Raw genomic sequence first — 25,593 nt, 5'->3', positions numbered from 1 at the left:
CCGGCCCCCGTTCCGGGCGGCGCGGCGCGCTATCGGGACCGGGCCCGATACACGATGTAAGGGCGGAACAAATAGGTGATCGGCGCCGAAAGGGCGTGCACGAGGCGGCTGAACGGGAAAAGCACGAACAACGCCATCCCGATCACGGTGTGCACCTTGTAAAGGATGCTCGCGTGCCCCATCGCGGTGGCGTCCGGGTCGAGCACGAAGACGCCGCGGAACCAGGGGGCGACCGTCGTCCGGTAGCTCACCTCGCTCGGCACGAACCCCGCCACCGTCGTCACCACGCCCGCGACGATCGACGCGGCGAGCACGACGTACATGGTCTTGTCGTTCTTCGTCGTGGCCAGGAAGACGGGCCCGTTCGTGCGGCGGCGGTAGACCAGCAGGACCAGCGCCGCCAGCGTGGCCAGCCCGGCCAGGCCGCCCCAGATCAGGGCGTTGGCGTGGTACGCCTCGTTCGACACGCCGATCGCGTCCGTCCAGGAGAGCGGGACGAGCAGGCCGGTCACGTGCCCGATGATCACGAAGATCAGGCCGTAGTGGAACACCGGGCTGGCCACGCGCAGCAGCGGGCTCTCGTAGAGCTGCGACGACCGGGTGGTCCAGCCGAACTTGTCGTACCGGTAGCGCCAGATCAGGCCGCCGATGAAGATCACCAGGGTGACGTACGGCGCGACCACCCACAACATGCTCTCGCCCCAGCTCACCGGTACCCTCCCACGGTCTCGGCGGGTGGTCCTCCGGCGGCCAGGCGGTGCGCCGCGGCGCGTTCGGCGGCCGTGGGCGGCGGCAGGGCCGCGCACACCACCCCGATCACCTCCGCGTACGGCGAGTCCAGCTCGGTCAGGGCGGACAGCAGCAGATCGAGCCCGATGCGATGCTCCCGCAGCAGCGCCGCCCCGGACGGGTCGAGCGCCGCGAACTCCAGCACGACCGGCAGGAAGTCGGGCAGCTCGTCGTCCATCAGCTCCCAGCCGGCCACGCGGTAACGCTGTTTGAGCGCGGCCAGGGACGCCCCGCGGCGGCGGGTGTCGCCGTCGGTGTAGTAGGTCAGGTAGAGGCAGCAGCGCCGGTGCAGGTCGAACGTGTCGACGTAGTGCGCGGCCAGGTCGCCCGCGTCCATGTCCGCGATCCGCGCCAGGAACGCCGCGAAGTGCGGCTCGGCGGCCTCCTTGATCAGCGGCAGGCGGCGGCGGAAACGTTCGTCGGGGTAGCCGAGCAGGTGCGCGGCGGCCTGCCAGATCACAGCCTTGTTCATGATTTTCCCTTTTTCGGCGGGAAGAGTCCTGCTGGCATGCCCCGGCCGTCCCAGTTGAGGAGGTTCACCCGGTCGTGGGTGATCTCGTCGCTGGTCTGGCGGTCCTTGAGGCCGTGGAAGGACTCGACGGAGACCGGCATCGGCTTGCCCGACGCCTCCCCGAAGGGGGCCTGCATGCCGGGGCCGCCGTAGTAGTCGAGGCTGCAGCCGGCCTCCTCGACCACACCGGGCACGTTGCCGTACGCGGTCGGGATCACGTACCGCTCCTCGTACTTGGCCAGGGCCAGCAGGCGGTACATGGACCTGATGTCGTCCTCGGTCAGGCCGGTGTCCGGCAGGACCGGCTCCTGCCCCAGGTTGACCCCCCGCATGTACGAGCGCATCGCGGCCAGACGGCGCAGCGCGGCCGTCACCGGGACGGGATCGCCCGCGGTGAACAGCTCGGCCAGGTACTCCACGGGGATGCGCAGCGACTCGATGGCGGCGAACAGGTTGTCCGCGTCCTCGCCGTCGTGCCCGGTGTTCGCCAGGGCGTCCACGACGGGGGAGAGCGGCGGGACGTACCAGACCATCGGCAACGTCCGGTACTCCGGATGAAGGGGGAGCGCTATGCGATATTTCATGATCAGGTCGTAGACCGGGGACCTGCGAGCCGCCTCGATCCAGTCGGCGGGCAGCCCCGACGCGGCCACCGCCGGGTCGTCGGGGTCGACGAAGACGCCGAGCTGGGCCTCGTACAGGTCCCGCTCGTCGGCCACCGAGGCGGCCTGGCTCACCCGGTCGGCGTCGTAGAGCAGCACCCCGAGGTAGCGCAGGCGGCCCACGCAGGTCTCCGAGCACACCGTCGGCAGCCCCACCTCGACCCGCGGGTAGCAGAACGTGCACTTCTCGGCCTTGCCGGTCCGGTGGTTGAAGTACACCTTCTTGTACGGGCACCCCGTCACGCACATCCGCCAGCCCCGGCAACTGTCCTGGTCCACCAGGACGATCCCGTCCTCGGCCCGCTTGTACATGGCCCCCGACGGGCACGAGGCCACGCAGGACGGGTTCAGGCAGTGCTCGCAGATGCGCGGCAGGTAGAACATGTACGCCTGCTCGAACTCCAGCCTGACCTGCTCCGCCAGCTTCCCCAGCACCGGGTCGGGGGACGGGTCGCCGCCCAGGTTGTCGTCCCAGTTCGCGCTCCAGCGGATCTTCATGGGCTCGTTGCTGATCAGCGACCGCGGCGGCGCCACCGGGACGTCGTCGGACAGCGGGGCCCGGGTCAGGTTCTCGTAGTCGTAGGTCCAGGGCTCGTAGTAGTCCTGGATGGAGGGCATGAGCGGGTTGGCGAAGATGTTGGCCAGCTTGCGGAACCGTCCTCCGGCGCGGAGTGTCAGCCGGCCCCTGCGGTCGAGCTTCCAGCCGCCCCGCCAGCGTTCCTGGTCCTCGTACCGGCGGGGGTAGCCCTGGCCGGGCCGGGTCTCGACGTTGTTGAACCAGACGTACTCGACGCCGGGACGGTTGGTCCAGGTCTGTTTGCAGGTGACGGAACAGGTGTGACAGCCGATGCACTTGTCCAGGTTCATCACCATGGCGATCTGAGCCATGATCTTCATCAGTAGCGCACCTCCTGCGACCTGCGGCGAATGGTGGTGACCTCGTCCCGCTGGTTGCCCGTGGGGCCGAGGTAGTTGAAGGCGTACGAGAGCTGGGCGTAGCCGCCGATCATGTGAGTGGGCTTGATCAGCACCCTGGTCAGCGCGTTGTGGATGCCGCCGCGGCGGCCGGTCTCCTCCGTCTTCGGCACGTCGATCAGGCGGTCCTGGGCGTGGAACATGTAGACCGTGCCCTGCGGCATGCGGTGGGACACGATGGCCCTGGCCACCACGACGCCGTTGCGGTTGACCGCCTCGATCCAGTCGTTGTCGGCGATGCCGAGCCGGGTCGCGTCCTCGGTGGACATCCAGATGGTCGGGCCGCCGCGCGACAGCGACAACATGAGCAGGTTGTCCTGGTACTCGGAGTGGATCGACCACTTGGAGTGCGGGGTCAGGTAGCGCAGGGTGGCGCTCTCGCCGAAGAGCTCGGCCATGTCCAGCGGCGGGCGGTAGACCGGCAGGGCCTCGCCGTACTCGTGCATCCAGTCGTGGTCGAGGAAGAAGTGCATGCGGCCGGTGAGCGTGTGCCAGGGCTTGCCGTTCTCGACGTTGATCGTGAACGGCGAGTAGCGGCGGTCGTGCGCCTCCTTGCCCGACCACTCCGGGCTGGCCGCGACGTGCGTGGGCCGGGCCTGGGTGTCGGCGAAGACGATGCGGTGGCCCTCGTCCATCAGGTCGTCGAAGCTGCGGCCGGTGCGCCGGGCGAGCTGGCGGAAGCCCTGGGCGGCCAGCCTGCCGTTGCTCACCCCGGACAGCGCGAGGATCGTCTCGCACGCCTTGGCGTCGGTGTCCAGCTCGGGGCGGCCCTTGGCCACGCCGCGCGGCACCAGGCCGCAGCGCTGGCCGAGCCAGGCGACCTCCTCGTCCGGCATGAAGGTCACGCCCTTGACCTGGAGGCCGAGCCGCTCGGTGAGCGGGCCGAGCGCGGCCAGCTGCTCCGCGACCGCGCCGTAGTCGCGCTCGACCACCTTCAGCGTCGGCTCCGGCGCGCCGGGCGCGCGCCCGCCGGGCTGCCCGGTCTCGCCCGGCGTGTCGTGCTGGTACGGGACCACCACGACGTCCTTGCGCACCCCCAGCCGTTCCTTGGCCAGCGCGCTGAAGGCCCTGGCGATGGCGTGGAAGGCGGCGAAGTCCGTCCTGGTCTCCCAGGGCGGCGAGATGGCCGGGTTGAACGCGTGCACGAACGGGTGCATGTCCGTCGAGGACAGGTCGTACTTCTCGTACCAGGTGGCGGCGGGCAGCACGATGTCGGAGTAGACCGTCGAGGACGTCATCCGGAAGTCGAGCGTGAGCAGCAGGTCCAGCTTGCCCCTCGGCGCCTCGGGGTCGGGGTGCTCCAGGTTGGACGTGGCGCCGAGCAGGTGGTGCAGGAAGTACTCGTTGCCCTTGGCCGACGAGCCGAGCAGGTTCGACCGCCACAGGGTCAGCACCCGCGGCCAGTTGGCCGGGTCGTCGGGGTCCTCGGCGGCGTGCCGGAGCCTGCCCCGCCGCAGCTCCTCCAGCGTGTACGCCACGGGGTCCTCGTGCTCGCCCAGCTCCAGCGGGTTGCGGTCGAAGGCGGGCGACATGGGCATCCAGCCGTTGCGCACGGCCTCGGCCACCAGGTCGGCCGTGTGCCTGCCGCGGAACGCGCCGGGCCCGAGCGGCGAGGTCAGCGCGCCCGCGTCGAACCGGTCGTAACGCCACTGGTCGGTGTGCAGGTACCAGTACGGCGTGCCGGGCGCCTGCCGCGGCGGGCGCGACCAGTCGAGCGCGCCGGCCAGCACCGCCCAGCCGCTCTGCGGACGGCACTTCTCCTGGCCGACGTAATGGGCCCAGCCGCCGCCGTTGCGCCCCTGGCAGCCGGTCAGCAGCAGCAGCGACAGAAAGGCCCGGTAGATGGTGTCGCCGTGGAACCACTGGGTGGCGCCCGCGCCCATGATGATCATGCAGCGGCCGCGGGTGGTCTCGGCCGTCCTGGCGAACTCACGGGTGATCTTGACCACCCGCTCGGCCGGGACGCCGGTGACCGGCTCCTGCCAGCCCGGCGTGTACGGCTCGGCCGCGTCGTCGTACCCGCCGGGCCAGATCCCCGGCAGGCCGGGCCTGGGGACGCCGTACTGGGCCAGCAGCAGGTCGAACACCGTGGTCACCAGCCGTCCGGCGACGCGGGCGACCGGCACGCCGCGGCGCAGGGAGCCCTCGCCGTCGAAGCGCGGCAGCAGGAGCTGGGCCGACTCGCCGCCGTACAGGGTGAGCTTCGGGTCGACGTCCAGGTCGAGGTTCCAGCGGCCCTCGCCCGAGTCGGTCCAGCGGAAGCCGACCGAGCCGTTCGGGACCACCGGCTCGCCGGACCCGGCCATGAGCACGGTCTTCCACTCGGCCGCCTCCTCCGCCGAGCCCAGGTCCTTGGCCGTGAGGAACTTGTCCGGCACGTACGCGTCCCCGTGCTCGCGCAGCGTGACCAGGAAGGGCAGGTCGGTGCAGCGCTTGACGTAGTCGGTGAAGTAGGGCACCTCCCGGTCGACGAAGAACTCCTTCAGCAGCACGTGGCCCATGGCCATGGCCAGGGCGCCGTCCGTGCCGGGACGCACGCTCAGGAACTCGTCGGCGAACTTGGCCGCGTCGCTGTAGTCGGGCGAGACCACCACGACCTTCTGGCCCCGGTAGCGCGCCTCGGCCATCCAGTGGGCGTCCGGCGTGCGGGTGACCGGGACGTTGGAGCCCCACATCACCAGGTACGCGGCGTCCCACCAGTCGGCCGACTCCGGGACGTCGGTCTGGTCGCCGAACACCTGGGGCGAGGCCACCGGCAGGTCGGCGTACCAGTCGTAGAAGGAGAGCATCGTGCCGCCGATCAGCGACACGAACCGGGAGCCGACGGCGTGCGAGACCATCGACATCGCCGGGATGGGCGAGAACCCCGCGACCCGGTCCGGCCCGTACGCCTGGATGGTGTGCACGTGCGCCGCGGCGATCATCTCGACGGCCAGGTCCCAGGTCACCCGGACGAGCCCGCCCCGGCCGCGCGCGCCCTGGTAGCTCGCCCGCTTCTCCGGATCGCTGGTGACCTCGGCCCAGGCGGCCACCGGGTCGCCCAGCCGCTCCCGCGCCTCCAGGTAGAGCTGGACCAGCACGCCCCGCGCGTACGGGTAGCGGATCCGGGTCGGCGAGTAGGTGTACCAGGAGAAGGCCGCCCCGCGCGGGCAGCCGCGCGGCTCGTACTCCGGCCGGTCGGGGCCCACGCCCGGATAGTCGGTCTCCTGCGTCTCCCAGGTGATGATGCCGTCCTTGACGAACACCTTCCACGAGCACGAACCCGTGCAGTTCACGCCGTGCGTCGAGCGCACCACCTTGTCGTGACTCCACCGGTCGCGGTAGAACGCGTCGCCTTCCGTGCCGCCTTTCAGGTAGAGAGTCCGCAGGTCACCACTGGTGGCCGATCTGCGGAGGAACCGACCGGTCTTCAGCAGGAGATCCTCGGCGCTCATACCCCCACTTCATCACAGAAGGTGACCCTCTGTTACACAGGGTGTATGTCTGCGCTTCGTAAAGGTCAGGTGCGGAACCTGGCGCTGGCCACGGCGGCCTTCGCCGTGACGTTCTGGGCCTGGAACCTCATCGGCCCTCTGTCGGGCAGTTACAGCAGGCAGCTGCACCTGTCCGCGACACAGACCTCGCTGCTGGTCGCGATCCCGGTGCTGGTCGGCTCGCTCGGTCGCATCCCGGTGGGCGTGCTGGCCGACCGGCTCGGCGGGCGGCGCATGTTCGCGGTCATCTGTTTCGTGTCGATCGTGCCCGTCCTGTTCGTGGGCTGGTCCCAGTCGTACGGGTGGCTGCTGTTCTGGGGCTTCCTGCTGGGCGTCCCCGGCACGTCGTTCGCCATCGGCATCCCGTTCGTCAACGCCTGGTACGAGCCCGCCCGCAGAGGGTTCGCCACCGGCGTGTTCGGCGCCGGCATGGGCGGGACCGCGCTGTCGGCGTTCTTCACCCCCCGCCTGGTGGAGGAGTTCGGCCGGTTCCCGACCCACCTGCTCATGGCCGCGGTGCTCGCCCTGATGGGCGTGATCATGATCGGCGGCAGCCGCGACTCGCCCGCCTGGTCGCCCGCCACCGCCCCGGCCCTGCCCAGGATGCGCGAGGCCACGAAGCTCAGGGCCACCTGGCAGTGCGCCTTCCTGTACGCCGTCACCTTCGGCGGCTTCGTGGCGTTCTCGACATACCTGCCTACCCTGCTCCAGAACGTCTACCACTTCGCCCAGACCGGCGCCGGGCTGCGGGCGGCCGGGTTCTCGATCGCCGCCGTCGCCGCCCGGCCGATCGGCGGCACGTTGTCCGACCGGATCGGGCCGGTCAGGGTGCTGCTCATCTCGCTGGCCGGGACGGTCGTGATGGCGGTCGCGCTGTCGTTCCGGCCGCCCGCCGAGGTGCCCGCCGGGGCCTGCTTCGTGCTCATCGCCTTCTTCCTCGGGCTCGGCACGGGCGGCGTCTTCGCCCTGGTCGCCGAGCTCGTCGAGGCGTCGAAGGTGGGGACGGTGACGGGGCTCGTGGGCGCGGCCGGCGGGCTCGGCGGGTACTTCCCGCCGCTGGTGATGGGGGCCGTCTACGGCGCGTCCGGGTCGTACACCGTGGGCTACCTGTTGCTCGCGCTGACCGCCTTGGTCACTTTGCTCTACACCGTGCGCACGTTCAGGCACGTGCCCGATCGTTAGCCCGGCGCGGGCGCGTGCCCGATCGTCAGCCAGGCGAAAAACCGTTTGCCGGGCCGGGCGCCGGCTTGTCAACCTTGTCAGACCATGCGCTCCCTTCCTGAGGCCGATCCCGGCCTGCCCGACATCCGCAGCCCGCTCCGCTACCTGTGGTGGAACGCGCGGCGTCAGGCGCGTGCCCTGCTCGCCGGCATCGGCTTCGCCACCCTGTGGTGGCTGGTGCAGGCGCTCGTGCCCGCGGTGCTCGGCAAGGGCATCGACGCGGTCACCGCCAAGGACACCCGGGCGCTGCTGACCTGGGCGTCGATCCTGCTCGGGCTGGGGCTGCTGCAGGCGTTCACCGGGATCATGCGGCACCGGATGGCGGTGTTCAACTGGTTGTCGGCCGCCTACCGCACCGTCCAGCTGACCGCGCGGCAGGCCGCCAGGCTCGGGGCGACGCTGCCCAAGAAGGTCTCGACCGGCGAGGTCGTCAGCGTCGGCAACTCCGACATCGCCCACATCGGCAGCTCCATGGACATCCTGCTGCGCGGCACCGGGTCCGTGGTGGCCATCGTCGCGGTCACCGTGATCCTGCTGACGACCTCGGTCCCGCTCGGGCTGCTCGTGCTGTTCGGCGTGCCGCTCATGGCGCTCGCCGTCTCGCCGCTGCTCAAGCCGCTGCACCGGCGGCAGAAGCGGCAGCGCGAGCTGACCGGCGACCTGTCCACCAGGGCCGCCGACATCGTGGCCGGCCTGCGGGTGCTCCGCGGCATCGGCGGCGAGCAGGTGTTCGCCGGCCGCTACGGCGAGGAGTCCCAGCGCGTGCGGCACGCCGGGGTGGGCGTGGCCCGGGTCGAGTCGCTGCTCGAAGGCGCCCAGATCCTGCTGCCCGGCCTGCTCATCGCGGTCGTCACCGGCATCGGCGCCACGTTCGCGGTCGGCGGCGAGATCAGCACCGGCGACCTCGTCGCGCTCTACGGCTACGCCGCCTTCCTCATCGGCCCGCTGCGCACCTTGACCGAGGCCGCTGACAAGCTCACCAAGGGCCACGTCGCGGCCCGCCGCGTCATCCGCATCCTGGCCATCGAGCCCGAGGTCGCCGGCGGCACCGAGACCAGCGGCGGCGGCGTGCTGCGCGACTGCTACAGCGGCGTCACCCTCCAGCCCGGCATGCTCACCGCCGTCGCGGCCGACGCGCCCGAGGAGGCCGCCGCCATCGCCGACCGCCTCGGCCGGTACGCGCCCGGCGACGTCACCTTCGGCGCCGTCGAGCTGGCCTCGCTGCCCATGGCCGAGATCCGCGCGCGCATCCTGGTCGCCGGCAACGACGCCCGCCTGTTCACCGGCAGGCTCAGGAACGAGCTCGACGTCCGCGACGCGGCCACCGACGAAGACGTGCGCGCCGCCCTGCACGCCGCCTGCGCCGAGGACATCGTCGAGGCGCTGCCCGACGGCCTCGACGCCCAGGTGTCCGAGGCCGGGCGCGAGTTCTCCGGCGGCCAGCAGCAGCGGCTGCGCCTGGCGCGGGCCCTGGTCGCCGACCCTGAGGTGCTCATCCTGGTCGAGCCCACCAGCGCCGTCGACGCCCACAGCGAGGCCCGCATCGCCGAGCGGCTGGCCAAGGCGCGCGCGGGCCGCACCACCATGATCTGCACGACCAGCCCGCTGGTGCTCGACCGGGCCGACCACGTGGTCTACGTGGCCGGCGGCCGGGTGCTGGCCGAGGGGACACACCGGCACCTGCTGGACGCGTCCCCCGAGTACGCCGCGACCGTGACCCGAGGGGAGGGCTGACCGTGGCCCGCGAGATCCTGCCGGTCGCCGACCGGAAACAGGTGCGCGCCTACGCGCGCAGGCTGACGCTGAAGTACCCGCGGCAGCTCACCGTCGCCCTGGCCCTGCACGGCCTGGCCGCCGTCGCCGGGCTCGTCGTGCCGTGGCAGCTCGGCAGCCTGGTCCAGACCGTCCAGGACGGCGGCGAGGTCGACGGGCTGCTCGTGGCCGTCGTCATCGGCGCGTTCCTGTTCCTCCAGGGGCTGCTGGTCCGCTTCGCCGTGCTGGCCTCGGCCAGGCTGGGCGAGAAGGTGCTGGCCGAGCTGCGGGAGGAGTTCGTCGACCGGGTGCTCGGCCTGCCGCTGTCCACGGTCGAGCGGGCGGGCGCCGGCGACCTGATCACCCGCACCTCCCGCGACGTCGACTCGTTGTCCAGGACCGTCCGGCACGCCGTGCCCGAGACGCTGATCGCGCTGGTCACGTTCGTGATCACCATGGGCGCGCTGGTGCTGGTCAGCCCGCAGCTCATGCTGCCGATGCTGGTCGCCGGCCCGCTGATCTGGTTCGCCACCCGCTGGTACCTCAAGCGGGCGCGCGACGGCTACCTGCGCGAGAACGCCGCGTACGCCGACATGACCGAGGGCCTGGCCGAGACGGTCGAGGGCGCGCGGGCCGTGGAGGCGCTCGGCCTCCAGGAACGCCGGCGCGAGCGCACCGACGGCGACATCAGCCGCTCCTACGCCGCCGAGCGGTACACCCTCGGCCTGCGGACGCTCTGGTTCCCCGCGGTCGAGCTCGGCTACGTGATCCCGGTGGTCTCCACGCTCCTGGTCGGCGGCCTGTTCTACACCAACGACTGGGTGACGGTCCAGCAGGTCACCGCCGCCCTGGTCTACGCCCAGCAGCTCATCGACCCGCTCGACCGGTTCCTCATGTGGATCGACGAGCTCCAGGTGGGCGGCGCGGCCATGGCCCGGCTGCTCGGCGTGGCCAACGTGCCCGACGACCGCGAGCCCTCCGCGGCCCGCCCGGCCGGCGAGCTGCTGCGGGCCGACGACGTCAGGTACGCCTACCGCGAGGGCCGCGACGTGCTGCACGGCGTGTCGCTGACCGTCGAGCCGGGCGAGCGGCTGGCCATGGTCGGCCCGTCGGGGGCCGGCAAGTCCACGCTCGGGCGGCTGCTGGCCGGCATCCACGGGCCGCGCACCGGCGAGGTGAGCGTGGGCGGCGTGCCGCTGGTCGACCTGCCGCTCGACGACCTGCGCGGGCACGTCGCGCTGGTCACCCAGGAGCACCACGTCTTCAAGGGCACCGTCCGCGACAACCTGCTGATCGCCCGCCCCGGCGCGGACGACGCGGCGGTGCGCGCGGCGCTGGCCGCCGTCGACGCGCTCGACTGGGTGCGGACGCTGCCCGAGGGGCTGGAGACCGAGGTCGGGTCCGGCGGCGCCGCCGTGCCGCCCGCGCAGGCCCAGCAGCTCGCGCTGGCGCGGCTGGTCCTGGCCGACCCGCACACGCTGGTGCTCGACGAGGCCACCTCGCTGATCGACCCGCGGGCCGCGCGCCACCTGGAACGCTCGCTGGCCGCCGTCCTGGAGGGCCGTACGGTGATCGCCATCGCCCACCGGCTCTACACCGCGCACGACGCCGACCGGGTGGCCGTCGTGGAGGACGGCCGGATCACCGAGCTGGGCCCGCACGAGGAGCTGGTCGCCGAGGGCGGCTCGTACGCGGCCCTGTGGGCGAGCTGGCACGGCACCCCCGCCGCCACTCCCTAGGCCACGGGCTCCCAGACCGGACCTTCGGCCGTGTCCCGCGCGCGGCCGAAGACCACGTCGGCGAAGTGGATGCCGAAGCCGATCGTGTCCGGCCGCAGCAGCTCCTCGACCAGCCGCCGCCGGTGCACGGTCGACGCCACGCGGTCCAGGTCGGAACCGGCCGGCCACTCGGGACGGCGCACCTGCACGGGGGAGTGCAGGGCGTCGCCGAAGGCCAGCAGCCGCTGTCCGCCCGAGGTGATCGTGTAGGCGGTGTGCCCGGCGGTGTGACCCGGCGCGAACGTGGCCCGCACGCCGGGGAAGATCTCCTCGCCGTCGCCGAACGTCCTGACCCGGGGAGCCATGGTCGTCAGGGCCTCCGCCGGCGTGCCGAAGTCGAGCGTCCGGTGGCGCTCGGTCCATTCGGGCTCGGCGAACAGGTACTCGGCGGACGGGAACGCGGGCCCGCCGGCGGCCGGGTGCCAGGCCCAGCCGATGTGGTCGATGTGCAGGTGGGTGAAGGCCACCGCCTCGACGTCCTCGGGACGGCGGCCCAGCCGGGCGAGGTTGGCCGGCAGGTCGCCGCCGCGCAGCTCGCCGATCAGCGGGTCGGCCGGGTCGTCCGGCTGGTGCACCGGGCCCACGCCCGCGTCGATCAGCAGGGCCCGCTCGCCCGCCTCCACCAGCAGGCCGCCGATGCCGGCCACGAGGTTGCCGGTCTCGTCCAGGTGGTCGGCGTTCTCGGCCCAGTCGCGCTCGGTCGTGCCCGGCAGCCAGCCGTACGGCTTGAGCCGCACGCTCCCGTCGGGCACGAACGTGACCTTGAGATCGCCGACCCGCAACGACCGGAGGGTGGACGGGCGGCGCAGACGAAGGCTCTCAGAAGTGCTCATGGCGGAAACTTATAGCCAGAACCTTTCAAGTTGCAAACATCCAAGCTTGAGGTAGTTTTGGAGTATGACAACGTCCGAAGCCGAAGCGCGGGCCGCGGCCGAGCGGAACCTCTGCGGCCTGGTGGGCGCGCTCGCCAGGCAGATCGAGGGGCACGTCAGGGAACGCGCGGCCGCGCTCGACCTCACCGCCGCCCAGGCGGTGGCGCTGCGCGAGCTGACCGGCCCGATGACCATGAGCGACCTGGCGGGGCGCATGGGGTGCGAGCCCTCCAACGCCACGTTCGTCATCGACCGGCTGGAGCAGCAGGGGGTGGTGGAGCGCCGCCCCCATCCCAGCGACCGCCGGGCCAAGCTGCTGGTGCTCACCCAGGAGGGCGCCGGCCTGCGGGAGCGCCTGCTGGGCCTGCTGACCGAGGGCTCGCCGCTGGCCGCGCTCACGCCCGGCGAGCAGTCCGTGCTCCAGGAGCTGCTGGAGCGGGCGGCGCCGCGGTAGCGCCTGCCGGGGTTGCGATGATCGTCCGGCGCTGTCAGCATCGTCGGAGTGAGCACCTGGCAGCGCGCCTGGGAAGGCGTGCTCGGACTCCTCGCCCTGCTGGGCCTGGCACTCGTCCTGATCACTACGGTCAGTGACCGCCTGCTCGACATCCTCGCCCACGCCGGGCAGCTCGGCCTGATCGTCATGGGGTTCGGCCTGTCGCTGCGCACCGGCACGCCCAATCTCGCCGTGGGCGCGGTGGCCGCCGCGAGCGCCGCCTTCGTGGCGTCCACGGCGGGCGCCGGGGTGCCGCTGCCGCTGGCGATGCTGCTCGCGCTCGTGCTCGCCGGGCTCCTGGGGGCCGCCATGAGCGCGTTCACGATGCTGCTGACGGCCCCGGCCTGGGCCGTCACGCTCGGGGTCGCCGTCGTGTGCGAGGCCGTGGCCGTCGCGCTGCTCGGCGACGGGACGATCCCGCTGGAGACCGCCGCGCTCTATCCCGGCCCGCTCGGGTTCGCCGTGTTCGCGGTCGTCTCGATCGCCGGCGGCCTGCTGTGGAACCGGCAGGAGGTGCGCAAGGAGCTCGGCGCCGGATGGCCCGGCGCGGTGCTCGGCCTCGCCGGGTCGAGCATGCTCGCCGCCGCGGGCGGCATCGCGCTGCTTCTGCGCCTCGGCGCGGCGCCCCCGGGCGACCAGGGGCTCTACAGCACCGTGTTCGCGCTCGCCGCCGTCCTCCTGGGCGGCACCAGCCCGTACGGCGAGCGCGCCGGCGTGGCGGGCACCGTGCTCGGCGTGCTGATCCTGGCCGTGGCGCAGGGCCTGCTCGCCTACCTCGGCGCCCCCCTGTGGGTGTTCCTGCTGGTCATGGGGCTGGTCGTGCTGATCGGCCTGGGGGCGTCGAGACTGCTCGACGCCCTGCGGACCGCCTAGCCCAGCGCCTTCTTCAGGAAGTCGACCTGGAGCAGGAGCAGGTTCTCGGCCACGACCTCCTGGGGCGTCATGTGCGTCACGCCCGACAGCGGCAGCACGCTGTGCTGACGGCCGGCCGCGAGCAGCGCCGAGGACAGGCGCAGCGTGTGGGCGGCCACCACGTTGTCGTCGGCCAGGCCGTGGACGAGGAGCAGCGGGCGTTCGAGCTTGGGCGCGTCGGCGAACAGCGAGGAGTTGTCGTAGACCTCGGGCTGCTCGTCGGGGTGGCCCAGGTAGCGCTCGGTGTAGCAGGTGTCGTACAGCCGCCAGTCGGTCACCGGCGCGCCGGCCACCGCCGCGTGGAAGACGTCGGGACGTCGCAGCACGGCGAGCGCGGCCAGGAAGCCGCCGAACGACCAGCCGCGGATGGCCACCCTCGACAGGTCGAGGTCGTCGGGGTACTGCTCGGCCACGCCCTGCAGGGCGTCGATCTGGTCCTCCAGCGCCGGGGTCGCCAGGTCGCCCAGCACCGCCCGCTCGAACGCCGGACCGCGGCCCGGCGTGCCGCGGCCGTCGGCCACGATCACGGCGAAGCCCTGCTCGGCGAACCACTGGCTCTCCAGGAACGCGCCGCGCCGGTTGAGCACCCGCTGCGCGTGCGGGCCGCCGTACGGGTCCATCAGGACCGGCAGCCGGCCCGAGCCCTGCTCGTACCAGGACGGCAGCACCACGGCCGTGGCCAGCTCCCGGCGGCCCGAACGCCCCAGCGACACCCGCAGGTCGAGCCCCGGACGCTCGGCGTACGACGGGATCGGGACCGCCATGCCGTCGCGCCGCACCACCATGGTCGAGACGCCCTCGGCGTCGAGGCTCTGCTCCGACAACACGCCGACGCCGCCGGACATCCGCCCCGAGAACACCCCGGACCGGGTCGAGACCGGCAGCAGCGAGTGGCCGTCCCAGGTCCACAGGTGGATGTCGGTCGGGTCGCCGCCACTGGCGCTGAACAACACGCTGTCGTGGTCGACGTCGAGCACCGACCGGACCTGGAGGGTGGGCGGCGTGACCGCGCGGTCGCCGACGAACAGCCGGTGGCCGCCCTCCGACGTGGCCACCCACACCAGCGAGCCGTCGTCGAGGTGCGCCGGCACGCCGGTCACGATGTCCACCCAGGCCGGGTCGGTGTCCTCGCGGACCAGCGTGGACACGCCGGTCGCCGGATCGACGGAGAACAGCCGCAGCGTCTTCTGGTCGCGCGTCATCGTCACGATCGACAGCGCGTGGTCGTCCCAGGCGGCCGTGGTGAGGTACTCCTCCTCGAACGGCACCGCCACCCGCGAGCCGTCGAGCCCGAGCACGAACAGCTCGGTGCGGGCGTTGGGCGTGCCGGCCGCCGGGTAACGCTGGGCGACGGCCGGGCGGGACGGGTTGGCCGGGTCGGCGATGTACCAGGTGTCGACCGGCTCTTCGTCGGCCCGCTCGACCAGCAGCGCGTCGCCCGACGGCGACCACCAGTAGCCGCGCATCCGGTCCATCTCCTCGGCGGCGATGAACTCGGCCAGGCCGTAGGTGACGGTCGGCGACTCCGGCGTGGCGAGCACCTCGCCGCGCCCCGAGTCGAGGTCCTGGACGTGCAGGGCGCCGCCGGTGACGTAGGCGACCTGCCGCCCGTCGGGGGACAGCCGGGGGTCGATGACCGCGCCCGGCGTCTCCAGCCTGCGGGTCTCGCCGCTCGCCAGCTCGACGACGTAAAGCGCGCCGGACAGGGCGAAGGCCGCCCTGGTCAGCGCGGCGTCGGCGCCGTAGGCCACCACGCCGCCGGCCGCCTCACGGCTGCGCTCGCGCCGCGCGCGCTCCTCCGGCGGCAGGTTCTCGTCGTCGGCGTGGAGGGTGCGGGGATCGACCACCAGGCGTTCGACGTGGGTTTCGGTGTCGAGCTCCCACAGGCAGGTGACCGGGTCGGTGCCGGATCTCGTCCGCAGGAAGACCACTCGTCCGCCGTCGGGGGAGATCGTGAACCCCCTGGGCACTCCCAGGGTGAACCGGCGGGTCCGTGCCGACAGTCGCGGGAAGCTCTCACTCATGGGCTCAATCCTGCCAGTATCCAGCCATTGTTACGCTCATGACTATGACTGATCGCCGCCTCCTGCTCGTGCACGCCCATCCGGACGACGAGTCGATCGGCACCGGCGCGACCATGGCCAAATACGTCGCGGAAGGCGCCCACGTCACGCTGGTGACCTGCACGCTGGGGGAGGAGGGGGAGGTCATCCCCGCCGACCTCGCCCACCTGGCGGCCGACCGCGACGACCTGCTCGGGCCGTACCGGATCGGGGAGCTGGCGGCGGCCTGCCAGGCGCTCGGCGTCGAGGACCACCGCTTCCTCGGCTCGCCCGGACGCTGGCGCGACTCCGGCATGATGGGCGTCGCGACCAACGACCGTCCCAACGCCTTCTGGCAGGCCGACCTCGACGAGGCGGCCGGCGAGCTGGTGAAGATCATCCGCGAGGTGCGCCCGCAGGTGCTGGTGACCTACGACGCCAACGGTTTCTACGGCCATCCCGACCACATCCAGGCCCACCGGGTGGCCCGCCGCGCCTTCGAGCTGGCCGCCAAGCCCGACTACGTCCCGGGCGGCCGGCCCGCCCCGCGCCAGGACGAGCCGTGGCAGATCGCGAAGTTCTACCACACGGCCGTGCCCAGGTCCGTCATGCGGCGCACGGCCGAGGCGCTGCCCGGCTCCGGCACCGGCTTCCTCGTCGAGGACGTCGAGGACATCCCCTTCGGCAGCCCCGACGAGGACATCACCACCGAGATCGACGCCCGCCCCTGGGTCGGCAACAAGCGGGAGGCCATGCGCGCCCACGCCACCCAGATCACCGTCGACGGCCCCTGGTACGCCCTGTCCAACAACATCGGGCAGGAGGTGCTCGGCGTGGAGCACTTCGTCCTGGCCATCGGCGTGCCCGGCCGGCCGGTGCCCGGGCCGCCGGTCGACGCCGGTGGGCTCGGCGAGCCGCACAACCGCGAGAACGATCTCTTCGCGGGCATCCACTAACCTCGTTCCCCATGGAACATCGCAGCCAGGCGGAGTCGGCGCTGGGCGGGGCGGCGTACGGCATGCTGTTCGTGCTGGGTGTCGTGCTCGGCGTCGTCGGCGGGTTCACGCACGCGCTCGACCAGCTGGGCGCCGTTCCGTGGGTGGCGATCGGTTGGGTGCTCGCGCTGTTCCTCCTTCCGCTGGGGGCGGCCAGGCTCATGCGGACGAAGCTCGCCGCGTTCGCGGTCGGGCTCGGCTGGCTGCTGGTGACGATGCCGTTCACGCTCGAACTCAGTGCCGGAGATCTGGTGATCTCTCAGGGGGCGGCGGGGTACGTCTACCTGTATGGCGGATTGCTGGCTCTTGTGGTGGCGTTCCTGTGCTCGCCCTCATCCGGTGGGGGTTCGTGGTTGTTGCGGGGATACCCACCTCCAAAGAATCCGACGTAGAGGCATAAAGTAACGTCGTGCATTCCATAGAGCGGCATGTGGACCCGGGAAACTACCGTAAGGTCGTCGGCCGCTTCGCCACGGGAGTCGCGATCGTCACGACCCGGCTCGGCGGTGTGGACCACGCGATGACCGTCAACTCCTTCACGTCGGTGTCGCTCGACCCCCTGCTCGTGCTCTTCTGCGCCGAGAAGGTGGCCCGTTTCCACGACGCCGTGATCGAGGCCGGGGTGTGGGGCGTGTCGGTGCTGCACGCCTCGATGGAGGACGCCTCCCGCTTCTTCGCCCACCGCGGCCGTCCGCTGAGCGGGCAACTGGCCCGGTGGGAGCACCATCGCGGGGAGTCGGGGGTGGCCCTGTTCACCGGCGCCCTGGCCACGGTCGAGGTCGCCACGACGGCGGTGTACGACGGCGGCGACCACTCCATCGTGCTCGGCCAGGTGACGGCCCTCGGCACCCCCGCGGACGGCTCGCCGCTGCTCTACCACGACGGCCGCTACAAGAACCTCTGACGCCGCGGCTACGCCCGCCCGGTGCGGCGGTCGTGCCGGTCGAGGGCGGCGACCAGGAGCGCCCGCGCCGACGAGCACATGGTCTCGACCGCCTGCTGCCGGGTGTATCCGGCGATGTCGGTGAGCCAGACCAGCGACTCGATGCCGGTCGCAGCGCGGATGGCCACCGCCAGGTGGTGGAGGTCCAGGCCGGGGTGGGTGTCGCGGAGCGGGGCGAGGGCGTCCTCGATCCAGCCGATGGCCCGGCCGCCGCGCAGGTGCGGCTGTTCGGCGCCCGGTCGCAGGGACAGGCGCAGCGAGGTGCGCAGCTGTGGTTCCCAGTCGAGGGTGAGCCGGGTGAAGGCGGTCATCACCAGGTCCAGGCGCGCCACGGGGTCGGCGGGTGGGTCCGGGGGGAGCAGGGAGGTCCGCTCGATCTGCGGGTGCGCGGCGGTCAGCAGGGCGTTCTGGTTGGGGAAGTAGCGGTAGGCGGTGGTGCGCGAGATGCCGGCCGCGGCGGCGGCGTCCTCGACCGTGGGGTCCGTGCCGTCGGCCAGCAGGCGGCGGGCGGCCTCGACCAGGGCGGCGCGGGTGCGGGCCTTCTGCCGGTGACGGCCGGTCTGCTCATATGGTACCGACATGCCCATCATGGTACCGTCGTCCCATGTAGCTGACTCGCCTTGTGAGGTGGTCCATGAGCGCCGATCCAGTGGTCACGAACCCCGGCCTGTACACGGTGATCTTCGAGAACGAACGGGTCAGGGTGCTGCGCTACCGCGACCGGCCCGGCGACTCGACCAGCCCGCACGGCCATCCCGACAGCGTGATGGTCACGCTGTCGTCCTTCAGCCGCCGCCTCACCTCGGGCGCGCGAGAGGTCGAGCTGGACCTGGAGGCGGGGCAGGCGCGGTGGGTCGGCGCGCAGGACCACGCGGGGCGGAACATCGGCGACACCGAGTCGCACGCGATCTTCGTCGAGCTCAAGGAAGGGGCGGGCGGCGTCCCGTCCGGAGCGCCGCTCGGTCCCGCTCGGTGAGGTGACCGGCCGGGGTCAGAACTCGCGGAAGCCCGGGCCCAGGGCGCGTACCGACCAGCCTTCCAGGCTCTGCCACTTGGCCCAGTCGCCGTTGGGCTCGTGCTGCCAGGAGTGCACGGGGCTGCGGCCGTTCGAGGCGATCACGATCGTCTCCAGCCTGCCGTCGTGGTTGCGGAGCACGGTCATGGCGCGCTCCTCAGGAGGTCTCGGCCGGACGGGTGCCGCTGCTGCGACGCTCCTCGTCCGCGTCGGCCGCGGTGGGGACGGCCCGCTCGCGCGGGGGAAGCGGCTGCGTGGTGTAGAAGCGGATCTCGTGGCCGTCCGGGTCGTGCAGGCCGGGCAGGATCCAGCCGATGGTCGCCTCGTGCACGCCGGCGTGGCTGTCGCCCAGCGTGGTCAGGTGGGCGGCCAGCTCCTCGATGGCCTGCTTGTCCGGGACGCCGATGGCGAAGTAGTCGAAGCCCGCGGCGGCCCTGGCCCGGTCCGGGTCCAGCCGCAGCGCCAGTACGGGACCGCCGGCCGGATGGGCGAGCGCGTAGCCCATCGGCACGCCCTGCTCGACGAACTCGATGTCGATCTCGTACCCGAACCGGGAGCGGTACCAGGCCAGGGAACGGTCCAGGTCGGTGACCGGGAGCTTGAGGTGGTGCACGCCGTCCAGGCGCGGGAGGTGCGACACGGCAATTCCCTTCTTGCAGTTGCACTGCATCGATGCAGTTATACTGCATTTTATGTCGGAGCCCGTCAAGCGTGATCTGCGCGCCGCCCGCATCGCCGCCACCGAGGGGAAGATCCTGACCGCCGCCACCGAGCTGTTCCTCCGCAACGGCTACGCGGCCACCACCCTGACCGCCGTCGCCCAATCCGCCCAGGTCGGGGACCGTACCGTCTACCTGCGCTTCGGCACCAAGGCCGCGCTGCTCAAACGCTGCGTCGACGTCGCCTTCGCCGGTGACGGGGCCGCCGTCGACATCACCGGCCGCGACTGGTACGTCCGCGCCGGCACCGCCTCCACCGCCGAGGAGCGCATCGCCGCCCTGGCCGGGGGCAGCCGCCAGATGGCCGAACGCGCCGGCGACCTGCTGGCCGTCGCCCTGCAGGCCGCTCCCACCGAGCCGGACCTGGCCGCCGCCACCCGGGCCGGGCGCGAGGCCACCCGCGCGAACATGCGCGCCTTCTGGGACAAGATGGCCGCCGACGGGCTTCTGGCGGGCGGGCACGATCTCGACTGGCTGACCGGCACCACCGCCGTCCTGGTGCACACGGAGACGTACCTGCTGGGGCGGGAGATGCTGAGCTGGAACGCCGACACCTACGAACGCTGGCTGACCGAAACCCTCACTCGCCTGCTGACCACCACCCCACCACCCCACCCCACAAACGCCCCACACTGACCCACCCGGGGCATACCCGGTCACGAGCCGGAGGGATGGGAGCGGTGACGCGGCGTCCCTCCGGGGTTGGCGGCCTGGTTCAGCGGGGGTGCGGCGTCCCGGATGTGAGAGGGCGGTCGCGGTGGGTTGTGGGGCGGGGGGACATGATTCAGGCCAGGCGCTGGGGCCTGGCCTGAATCATGCGCTGTGTCGGTCGGGGGTTACTGGGTGGGCGGCTCCGGCGGGGTGGGGGTGTCGGTGGGGGTGCCGGTGTCCGTGGAGGTCGCGGTCGGGGTCGGGGTCGGGGTCTCGGAGGGGAGATCCGTGGGCGGCGCGCACGTCGGAATGTCCGTCGGGACGTCCGTGGGGACGTCGGTCGGGGCGCCGGTGGGGGTGTCGGTCGGGACGTCCGTCGCGGTCGGCGTCGGCGTCGGCGTCGGGGTGGGGGTGGGGGTCGGGGTCGGGGTGTCGCTCGCCGGTGGGGCGGGGGCCTGGGCCGGGGCGTCCGGGACGTCCGGGGATTCCGAGACCGAGGTTGACGGCGTGGCGGTCGGCGGTTCGGCCGGCGGAAGCGGGGTCGTCGGCGGGGCGGGCTGACAGGTGTACGTCACTGTCTCCGTCGGCCCCGGCACGGTCACCGTCGGGCCGGGCACGGTCACGGTCGGGCCGGGCTGGGTCACCGTGGCGGTCACCGTGGCCTGCTCGGTCACCGTGGACGTCACGGTCGCCGTCGCGCTCGGCGCGGCCGTGGCGGTCGGCGAGACCGTCACGGTGCGGGTCGGCCAGGGGAGCGGCTTGACCTTGACGGCCGGCTTGCCCCTCGCCTTGTACGTGCCCTTGCCCAGCTTCTTCGTGGTCTGCCCGGCCCCGGTGGTGACGGGGAACTGGGCGGTGGCGCTCCTGCAGGACTGGCTCCTGCACACCTTCTGCTTCACGGTGAAGCGGGCCGCTCCGTCGTACTTGACGGACACATTCAAGTACGAGACGCCCTTCTTCTTGACCACCTTCGTCGTGGCGGTGTAATCCCCGACCGAGGGCGTCGCCGTGGGCGTCGCCGTCGGGGTCGCGGCGACGGGTAACGCCACCTGCGCGCCGGAAGGAGAATCGGTGGAACGTAGGGGATCGGTGGCTGATGTCTGGGTGATCGCGACTCCGCCGGCTCCGGCCAGTGCAACAGCGCCGAGCAGCGCGCCCAGGATGGAGAATCTCATAATCCTGCTCTTGTGGGAGATTTCAGGACGCAGATCATTATTCCGACTTGTCAAGATTGGTCAAGACTGAGACGCATGAACAGGCGCTATCGGTTCCGGCGGGCGGTGAACTATGTGAACCTCGCCACCCCGCTCGGCCTCCTCATCTCGATCGTCGGCGGCGCGGCCCGCCGGCCCGGCCCCGACGGGCTCATCCTCGCCTTCGGCTACCGCTACCGCTTTCCCGTCGCGGGCGCGTTCACGGTGGGGAACGTCGTCCTGACCAGGCAGGACGAGCTGGACGACCGGCTCATCCGGCACGAAGCACGGCACGCCACCCAGTGGGCCTGCTGCGCCGGACTGCCGATGCTCCCGCTCTACCTGCTGGCCATGCTCGTGTCGGTGGTCGTGTGCGGGCATCAGGCGTCGTACAACGTGTTCGAGCGGCTGGCCGACCTGGACGACGGTGGTTACCCGCGCGCGCCCGTGTGGTGGCGGCGGCGACGGCATAACGGCTGACCCATTACCCCGGCCTCAATGTTTCGCCTGGCCGAGGCGGGGGCTGAACCGGCCCAGCGCGACCGCCGCGATGGCCAGGGCCGAAATCGCCCCGGCTGACAACACCGACGCCGTGGACGGCCCCACGACCGCCACCCCCGCCACGGCCAGGCCGGACACCAGCGCGGCCACCGCGACGTACGCCCAGGTGGCCAGGCGTACGGCCCGCAGCCGCGCGCCCTCGGACGGGAGCGTGCGGGACAGCAGCCAGGACAGGGCCGGCAGGAGGAGCACCCCGTGCATGAGCACGGCGTGGGCCGGTTTGAGCGCGGTGGCCACCGTGTAGGCGAGCTGCTGGTTGCCCGTCATCACCGCCACGACGCCACGGGCGATCATCACGCCGCCGAAGACCATGGACGCCAGCAGCGTGGCGAAGCCCGCCCGTACGGCCAGATGGGTGCTCGGGGCGACCTCCGGCGCCGGGCGGAAGGCGGCGATCGTCATGGTGATCGCGATGACGATGAGCGTGATGCCGAACGCGGCCAGCGTGCGGGCGATGGCCGTGTCGAGGGGGGTCTCCATGTTGAAGTGGGACGGCACCCCGCGCCACGCCTGAAGGGTGATCAGCGCCACCTCGACCGTGGAGGCCGCCGCGAACGCCCCGAGGACGAACGTGCGGGCACGCAGCCGTAACCACTGGGACACCCAGGTCAGGGTCAGCACGCTCAACCCGAACGACACCCCGAACGTGAACGGCTTGCGCCACGACACGGCCCCCTCCCACGGGCCGCCGGCCACGACGAGCACGCCCAGGTGCGCCAGGCCCACGAGCAGGAGGAAGATCCCGACGGAGTACCAGAGGCGATCGGAATACCGGAGGCGAGTCATGCGGCCATGCTGACAGCGGCCGGGGGCCCGGCGCGTCGGACCACGGTCTGGCCTTCGACTACAACCACGGTCGTACGCCGGGCGCGCCACCCGGCCCCCGCCAGCCGCCCACCAGGGAGGACGCGCCCCTAGGGAACGGCCTTGAGCAGCCAGAGTTCGTTCTCCTCATGACCGGTTTCGAACTGCACCACGCGCGCGCCCGGCTCGGTGGAGGCGTTCGCGACCGCCAGCACCTTGCCCGAGTGCTTGGCGAAGAGCCGGTAGACGCCCGCCTCGTGCTCCTTGAGGTACCAGATCTGGCTCGGGCTGCCGTTGATGCCCCACTGCATCGCGAAGTCGGCGTTCTGGTTCGCCCAGCTGACATCGAGGGCCTTGCCGGAGTGTTCGGCGATGAACTTGTAGCCGCCGTCGGCGGGTTCCAGGCGGAAGATCTGGTTGGTCCGGCCGTGGGGGGTCCACTGGATCACCCAGCCGCCGTCGGACATGTCGCATTCCTTGATGTCAAGGGCGAGCCCGGACTTCTTGTTGATCAGGGTGGCTCGGGCCGGAATGTCCATGGGTGTCCTCTCGAACGGGAGCGGGAGGGGACGATGCGCCGCCTCGTTCTCATAACAGACGATTACGCATGGGAAATCACCCTCCGCCCGTGACCGCTTCCGGACAGGGTTCCGGCCGGGCGCGGTGCGGGGACGGACGCGACGGGTCAGGGGGTGAGGGTGAGGGTGTGGATGGCGGCGTTCTTCACCGACTCGGGCTTGGAGTGCATCGGGAGCAGATCACCCCGCGCCCACGCCTCGGCCTGGTCCCAGTAGTTGTCGTGGAAGGCGTGCCCCGAGGCGCCCGTCAGGTTGATCCAGCGGGACTTGTCCAGGTCCGCCAGGTCGACGACCATGCGCATCGACGGCACCGCCGTGACCCCGTACCCCTTCTGCACGTTCCACCCGGTCGCGTTCACCGCGTCCTTGTTCCCGGGCACGGCGAACGGGCCGCGGTTGAACAGCGCCTCCACGGGCGCGAGGCCCGACGTGCCGAGCGTGCCGTTGACCAGTTCGAGCTGGTGCAGGTCGCCCCACTTCCAGGACCTGACGTCGGTGCCGAACAGCTCCGACAGCTCGTGGTAGGCCGAGGCCATCGCCTGCCGCAGCATGTCGTCGCGGGACTCGGTGAGGTTCTTGGTGGTCACGTCGTCCCAGAAGGGGTCGTCGGGGGCGTTGAGCAGGTTGGCGACCACGTCGTACCAGCGGTCGCCGCCGCCGGGCCACACCTGTTCGGGCAGGTCGTCGTCGAACGTGAGCATGAGCAGGTGCCGCCACACCGCGTTGTAGTAGGCGGCGGGGGCGGAGTCGAGCCGCTGGGAGTGGTCCCACGTGCGCAGCAGCTCGCGGGCCTGGCGGGCGGGCCCGGCCAGGTCCACCCGCAGCAGCGCGGGCACCAGCGTTTCGGCGAACTCGTTGGAGGTGTCCTGCTGGATGTCCGACATCGTCCCAGCGTCGATCTTGCCCTTGGCGATCGCGGACTCGATGAGCTCGCGGATGCGCTGGGAGCGGTAGCCGTAGGACCAGTCCTTGGTCAGCAGCGGCTGGTAGCGGCGGGGGTCGATGACGGCGTTGTTGGCCGTGACGACGAACCCCTCGGCCGGGTCCTCCACCGTGGGCAGCTGGTCGTAGGGGATGGGCGCGGCCTTCCAGTCGTACTCGCCGGTCCAGCCGGGCACCGGCCAGGCGCCGTCGCCCTTCTCCCGTACGGGGATGCGCCCGGGCGCCTGGTAGCCGATCTTGCCGCTGGTGTCGGCGTAGATCAGGTTCTGGGACGGCACCTCGAACAGCGCCGCCGCCGAGCGGAACTCGGGCCAGTCGCCCGCCTTGTTGAGCGCGAAGATCGCGTCCACGGTCCTGCCGGGGGTGAGGGCGGTCCATTGTAGGGCCACGGCGTTCGCCTCGCCGCTCGGCCGGGCGTCCGCCATCACCTCGTTGATCAGCGGGCCGTGCCGGGTGCTCTTCACGGTGATCGTGACGGGGTCGCCGCCGGCGACCTTGATCTGCTCCTGCCGCGTCTCCAGCTTGACCTGCTCGCCCTTGTACAGATACGTGTCGCCGTCCACCTTCTCCAGGAAGAGGTCGGCCACGTCCGGCCCGAGGTTCGTGAACCCCCACGCGATCTTGTCGTTGTGCCCGATGATCACGCCGGGCACGCCGGAGAAGGTGAACCCCGTGACGTCGTAAGGGCACTGCTCGGACAGCTTCCTGCAGTGCAGCCCGGCCTGGTACCAGACGGACGGCATCTGCGGGGACAGGTGAGGGTCGTTGGCCAGCAGCGGCTTGCCGCTGGTGGTGTGCGCGCCGGAGACCACCCACGAGTTGGAGCCGATGCCCTCGCGCTCCTCGCTGCTCATCGTGCTCGGCACGGCGTCGAGCGTCGCGGCGGCCTGGGAGAGCGCCCGCACGCCGCCGGTCCGCGGCTCGGCCTGCTGGTCGTAGCGGCCCTGGGCGAGCGCGCCCTCGCCGACGATCGGGGAGTGGCGGTCGTACGGGTAGCCGGGGTAGAGCTGCTCGACGCGCTCCTTGGGCAGCTTGGTCAGCGCCAGGGCGCGGTCGATCTCGTCCTCCATGTTGGAGCGCAGGTCCCACGCCATGGCCTTCAGCCAGGCGACGGAGTCGACCGCGGTCCACCGCTCCGGCCGGTACTCGCCGTTCTGCAGCTTGAGCACCGAGTATTCGAGGCTGCGGTCGGAGGCGTTGGGATTGGCGTCCAGCCAGGCGTTCACGCCCTTGGCGTACGCGGCCAGGAAGTCCTGGGTCTGCCGGTCGAGGGCGGGCAGCTCCTGCTCGGCCACCCGGCGCCAGCCCATGGTCCGCAGCGCCTTGTCGTTGCCGAGCGTGGCCTTGCCGAACAGCTCGGAGAGCCGTCCGGCGGTGGTGTGGCGGCGGAAGTCCATCTCGAAGAACCGGTCCTGGGCGTGGACGAAGCCCTGCGCCATGAACAGGTCGGCCGCAGTGTCGGCATAGAGATGCGGAATCCCCGATTTATCGCGATAAATCTCGACCTTCCCGGCTAGACCGGGCAGTCGCAGCGTCCCGTCCACCTGCGGGAACGACTTCCGCACCGTGTACACCAGGACCCCGGCCAGCACGAGCGCCAGCGCGAGAAGCACGGTCAACACCCGGGCGAACCACCGCAAAGGCCACGGCATCCACGCAAAGGGTTTCACCGATACCTCCATATTGCCGAACTGGAACAAGTCTGGCAGTAC

24 protein-coding genes are annotated in these 25,593 nt (G+C 71.7%); 11 read left to right on the top strand and 13 right to left on the bottom strand.

Translation table 11 applies throughout. From position 1 onward, the window contains the following. Nucleotides 1-29: 29 nt before the first annotated feature. From narI to AB0C33_RS32510, 4 genes are read right to left on the bottom strand one after another with little or no spacing between them, the layout of a single operon-like run. Nucleotides 30-710: a respiratory nitrate reductase subunit gamma gene (gene narI / locus AB0C33_RS32525; RefSeq protein WP_358294422.1), complete on the bottom strand. Its 681-nt coding sequence runs from the start codon at nt 708-710 to the stop codon at nt 30-32. Next, nucleotides 707-1,261, bottom strand: a complete 555-nt coding sequence (narJ, locus tag AB0C33_RS32520; protein WP_358294421.1) for a nitrate reductase molybdenum cofactor assembly chaperone — start codon at nt 1,259-1,261, stop codon at nt 707-709. Before narJ ends, narI begins: the two co-directional genes overlap by 4 nt. After that, nucleotides 1,258-2,859: a nitrate reductase subunit beta gene (gene narH, locus AB0C33_RS32515; RefSeq protein WP_358294420.1), complete on the bottom strand. Its 1,602-nt coding sequence runs from the start codon at nt 2,857-2,859 to the stop codon at nt 1,258-1,260. Before narH ends, narJ begins: the two co-directional genes overlap by 4 nt. Then, a complete protein-coding gene (locus tag AB0C33_RS32510) occupies nt 2,859-6,371 on the bottom strand; it encodes a nitrate reductase subunit alpha (RefSeq protein WP_358294419.1) in 3,513 nt (1,170 codons plus the stop codon). Before AB0C33_RS32510 ends, narH begins: the two co-directional genes overlap by 1 nt. A 45-nt stretch (nt 6,372-6,416) precedes the next feature. Between AB0C33_RS32510 and AB0C33_RS32505 the strand changes: the two genes are divergently transcribed. The 3 genes from AB0C33_RS32505 to AB0C33_RS32495 all read left to right on the top strand — a co-directional run bounded on the left by AB0C33_RS32505 (nt 6,417) and on the right by AB0C33_RS32495 (nt 11,122). Further along, complete coding sequence (locus AB0C33_RS32505) at nt 6,417-7,592, top strand: MFS transporter (protein WP_358294418.1); 1,176 nt, start codon at nt 6,417-6,419, stop codon at nt 7,590-7,592. Nucleotides 7,593-7,676: 84 nt separating this feature from the next. Next, nucleotides 7,677-9,365: an ABC transporter ATP-binding protein gene (locus AB0C33_RS32500; RefSeq protein ID WP_358294417.1), complete on the top strand. Its 1,689-nt coding sequence runs from the start codon at nt 7,677-7,679 to the stop codon at nt 9,363-9,365. Nucleotides 9,366-9,367: 2 nt separating this feature from the next. Further along, nucleotides 9,368-11,122 carry an ABC transporter ATP-binding protein gene (locus AB0C33_RS32495; RefSeq protein WP_358294416.1) on the top strand — a complete coding sequence of 585 codons (1,755 nt, stop codon included), beginning with the start codon at nt 9,368-9,370 and terminating at the stop codon, nt 11,120-11,122. On the opposite strand, the gene AB0C33_RS32490 is transcribed toward AB0C33_RS32495, so the two are convergent. Beyond that, the gene (locus AB0C33_RS32490; RefSeq protein ID WP_358294415.1) at nt 11,119-11,994 is read right to left on the bottom strand and encodes an MBL fold metallo-hydrolase; all 876 of its coding nucleotides are present in this window, start codon (nt 11,992-11,994) and stop codon (nt 11,119-11,121) included. The two genes, AB0C33_RS32495 and AB0C33_RS32490, sit on opposite strands and share 4 nt — an antisense overlap. 64 nt (nt 11,995-12,058) lie before the next feature. On the opposite strand from AB0C33_RS32490, the gene AB0C33_RS32485 reads away from it, so the two are divergent. Together AB0C33_RS32485 and AB0C33_RS32480 are read left to right on the top strand one after the other, a co-directional pair. Next, nucleotides 12,059-12,487 (top strand): MarR family transcriptional regulator, encoded by a 429-nt coding sequence (locus AB0C33_RS32485; RefSeq protein WP_358294414.1) that lies wholly within the window; start codon nt 12,059-12,061, stop codon nt 12,485-12,487. Nucleotides 12,488-12,535: 48 nt separating this feature from the next. Further along, nucleotides 12,536-13,399 carry a hypothetical protein gene (locus AB0C33_RS32480; protein WP_358294413.1) on the top strand — a complete coding sequence of 288 codons (864 nt, stop codon included), beginning with the start codon at nt 12,536-12,538 and terminating at the stop codon, nt 13,397-13,399. Here AB0C33_RS32480 and AB0C33_RS32475 read toward each other — a convergent pair. Beyond that, a complete protein-coding gene (locus AB0C33_RS32475) occupies nt 13,396-15,462 on the bottom strand; it encodes a prolyl oligopeptidase family serine peptidase (RefSeq protein ID WP_358294412.1) in 2,067 nt (688 codons plus the stop codon). The two genes, AB0C33_RS32480 and AB0C33_RS32475, sit on opposite strands and share 4 nt — an antisense overlap. Nucleotides 15,463-15,506: 44 nt before the next feature. Here AB0C33_RS32475 and mshB point away from each other — a divergent pair, with 44 nt between their 5' ends. The 3 genes from mshB to AB0C33_RS32460 are packed head-to-tail and all read left to right on the top strand — an operon-like array spanning nt 15,507 to nt 17,379. Further along, nucleotides 15,507-16,436 (top strand): N-acetyl-1-D-myo-inositol-2-amino-2-deoxy-alpha-D-glucopyranoside deacetylase, encoded by a 930-nt coding sequence (gene mshB / locus AB0C33_RS32470; RefSeq protein WP_358294411.1) that lies wholly within the window; start codon nt 15,507-15,509, stop codon nt 16,434-16,436. Nucleotides 16,437-16,447: 11 nt separating this feature from the next. Then, nucleotides 16,448-16,867: a DUF6113 family protein gene (locus tag AB0C33_RS32465; RefSeq protein WP_358294410.1), complete on the top strand. Its 420-nt coding sequence runs from the start codon at nt 16,448-16,450 to the stop codon at nt 16,865-16,867. A gap of 17 nt (nt 16,868-16,884) precedes the next feature. Continuing rightward, entirely contained in the window at nt 16,885-17,379 is a 495-nt protein-coding gene (locus AB0C33_RS32460; RefSeq protein ID WP_358294409.1) for a flavin reductase family protein, read from the top strand. Between the two features lie 8 nt (nt 17,380-17,387). On the opposite strand, the gene AB0C33_RS32455 is transcribed toward AB0C33_RS32460, so the two are convergent. Further along, nucleotides 17,388-17,999: a helix-turn-helix domain-containing protein gene (locus tag AB0C33_RS32455; RefSeq protein ID WP_358294408.1), complete on the bottom strand. Its 612-nt coding sequence runs from the start codon at nt 17,997-17,999 to the stop codon at nt 17,388-17,390. Nucleotides 18,000-18,052: 53 nt separating this feature from the next. Between AB0C33_RS32455 and AB0C33_RS32450 the strand changes: the two genes are divergently transcribed. Further along, a complete protein-coding gene (locus AB0C33_RS32450; protein WP_358294407.1) occupies nt 18,053-18,394 on the top strand; it encodes a hypothetical protein in 342 nt (113 codons plus the stop codon). 15 nt (nt 18,395-18,409) lie between these two features. Here the strand turns inward: AB0C33_RS32450 and AB0C33_RS32445 are convergent, their stop codons facing one another. Beyond that, entirely contained in the window at nt 18,410-18,580 is a 171-nt protein-coding gene (locus AB0C33_RS32445; RefSeq protein WP_358294406.1) for a hypothetical protein, read from the bottom strand. 10 nt (nt 18,581-18,590) lie between these two features. Beyond that, nucleotides 18,591-19,073, bottom strand: coding sequence for a VOC family protein (locus tag AB0C33_RS32440; protein WP_358294405.1), 483 nt, complete (start codon nt 19,071-19,073; stop codon nt 18,591-18,593). A gap of 52 nt (nt 19,074-19,125) precedes the next feature. Between AB0C33_RS32440 and AB0C33_RS32435 the strand changes: the two genes are divergently transcribed. Next, entirely contained in the window at nt 19,126-19,788 is a 663-nt protein-coding gene (locus AB0C33_RS32435; protein ID WP_358294404.1) for a helix-turn-helix domain-containing protein, read from the top strand. A 200-nt stretch (nt 19,789-19,988) separates the two neighbouring features. Here the strand turns inward: AB0C33_RS32435 and AB0C33_RS32430 are convergent, their stop codons facing one another. Further along, nucleotides 19,989-20,978 (bottom strand): hypothetical protein, encoded by a 990-nt coding sequence (locus AB0C33_RS32430; protein ID WP_358294403.1) that lies wholly within the window; start codon nt 20,976-20,978, stop codon nt 19,989-19,991. 75 nt (nt 20,979-21,053) lie between these two features. Between AB0C33_RS32430 and AB0C33_RS32425 the strand changes: the two genes are divergently transcribed. Continuing rightward, the gene (locus AB0C33_RS32425) at nt 21,054-21,476 is read left to right on the top strand and encodes a hypothetical protein (RefSeq protein WP_358294402.1); all 423 of its coding nucleotides are present in this window, start codon (nt 21,054-21,056) and stop codon (nt 21,474-21,476) included. Between the two features lie 15 nt (nt 21,477-21,491). Here the strand turns inward: AB0C33_RS32425 and AB0C33_RS32420 are convergent, their stop codons facing one another. The 3 genes from AB0C33_RS32420 to AB0C33_RS32410 form a co-directional block, all read right to left on the bottom strand. Continuing rightward, nucleotides 21,492-22,343 (bottom strand): hypothetical protein, encoded by an 852-nt coding sequence (locus AB0C33_RS32420; protein WP_358294401.1) that lies wholly within the window; start codon nt 22,341-22,343, stop codon nt 21,492-21,494. 128 nt (nt 22,344-22,471) lie between these two features. Next, on the bottom strand, nt 22,472-22,900 hold the full coding sequence (locus AB0C33_RS32415; protein WP_358294400.1) for an RICIN domain-containing protein: 429 nt from the start codon (nt 22,898-22,900) through the stop codon (nt 22,472-22,474). A gap of 146 nt (nt 22,901-23,046) precedes the next feature. Continuing rightward, a complete protein-coding gene (locus tag AB0C33_RS32410) occupies nt 23,047-25,533 on the bottom strand; it encodes a penicillin acylase family protein (RefSeq protein ID WP_358294399.1) in 2,487 nt (828 codons plus the stop codon). Nucleotides 25,534-25,593: the final 60 nt, after the last annotated feature.

The sequence above is a fragment of the Nonomuraea sp. NPDC048881 genome, from assembly GCF_040649795.1.
GTDB lineage: Bacteria > Actinomycetota > Actinomycetes > Streptosporangiales > Streptosporangiaceae > Nonomuraea.
The sequence above is the reverse complement of the archived record's forward strand: the minus strand, read 5'-3'. Positions and strand labels throughout refer to the sequence as shown.

Bases quoted from the DNA above. Each gene is read 5' to 3' on its own strand.
- narJ (WP_358294421.1), bottom strand. From the start codon at position 1,261: ATGAACAAGGCTGTGATCTGGCAGGCCGCCGCGCACCTGCTCGGCTAC.
- narH (WP_358294420.1), bottom strand. From the start codon at position 2,859: ATGAAGATCATGGCTCAGATCGCCATGGTGATGAACCTGGACAAGTGC.
- AB0C33_RS32510 (WP_358294419.1), bottom strand. From the start codon at position 6,371: ATGAGCGCCGAGGATCTCCTGCTGAAGACCGGTCGGTTCCTCCGCAGA.
- AB0C33_RS32505 (WP_358294418.1), top strand. From the start codon at position 6,417: ATGTCTGCGCTTCGTAAAGGTCAGGTGCGGAACCTGGCGCTGGCCACG.
- AB0C33_RS32500 (WP_358294417.1), top strand. From the start codon at position 7,677: ATGCGCTCCCTTCCTGAGGCCGATCCCGGCCTGCCCGACATCCGCAGC.
- AB0C33_RS32490 (WP_358294415.1), bottom strand. From the start codon at position 11,994: ATGAGCACTTCTGAGAGCCTTCGTCTGCGCCGCCCGTCCACCCTCCGG.
- AB0C33_RS32485 (WP_358294414.1), top strand. From the start codon at position 12,059: ATGACAACGTCCGAAGCCGAAGCGCGGGCCGCGGCCGAGCGGAACCTC.
- AB0C33_RS32475 (WP_358294412.1), bottom strand. From the start codon at position 15,462: ATGAGTGAGAGCTTCCCGCGACTGTCGGCACGGACCCGCCGGTTCACC.
- mshB (WP_358294411.1), top strand. From the start codon at position 15,507: ATGACTGATCGCCGCCTCCTGCTCGTGCACGCCCATCCGGACGACGAG.
- AB0C33_RS32465 (WP_358294410.1), top strand. From the start codon at position 16,448: ATGGAACATCGCAGCCAGGCGGAGTCGGCGCTGGGCGGGGCGGCGTAC.
- AB0C33_RS32455 (WP_358294408.1), bottom strand. From the start codon at position 17,999: ATGTCGGTACCATATGAGCAGACCGGCCGTCACCGGCAGAAGGCCCGC.
- AB0C33_RS32450 (WP_358294407.1), top strand. From the start codon at position 18,053: ATGAGCGCCGATCCAGTGGTCACGAACCCCGGCCTGTACACGGTGATC.
- AB0C33_RS32445 (WP_358294406.1), bottom strand. From the start codon at position 18,580: ATGACCGTGCTCCGCAACCACGACGGCAGGCTGGAGACGATCGTGATC.
- AB0C33_RS32435 (WP_358294404.1), top strand. From the start codon at position 19,126: ATGTCGGAGCCCGTCAAGCGTGATCTGCGCGCCGCCCGCATCGCCGCC.
- AB0C33_RS32430 (WP_358294403.1), bottom strand. From the start codon at position 20,978: ATGAGATTCTCCATCCTGGGCGCGCTGCTCGGCGCTGTTGCACTGGCC.
- AB0C33_RS32425 (WP_358294402.1), top strand. From the start codon at position 21,054: ATGAACAGGCGCTATCGGTTCCGGCGGGCGGTGAACTATGTGAACCTC.
- AB0C33_RS32420 (WP_358294401.1), bottom strand. From the start codon at position 22,343: ATGACTCGCCTCCGGTATTCCGATCGCCTCTGGTACTCCGTCGGGATC.
- AB0C33_RS32415 (WP_358294400.1), bottom strand. From the start codon at position 22,900: ATGGACATTCCGGCCCGAGCCACCCTGATCAACAAGAAGTCCGGGCTC.
- AB0C33_RS32410 (WP_358294399.1), bottom strand. From the start codon at position 25,533: ATGCCGTGGCCTTTGCGGTGGTTCGCCCGGGTGTTGACCGTGCTTCTC.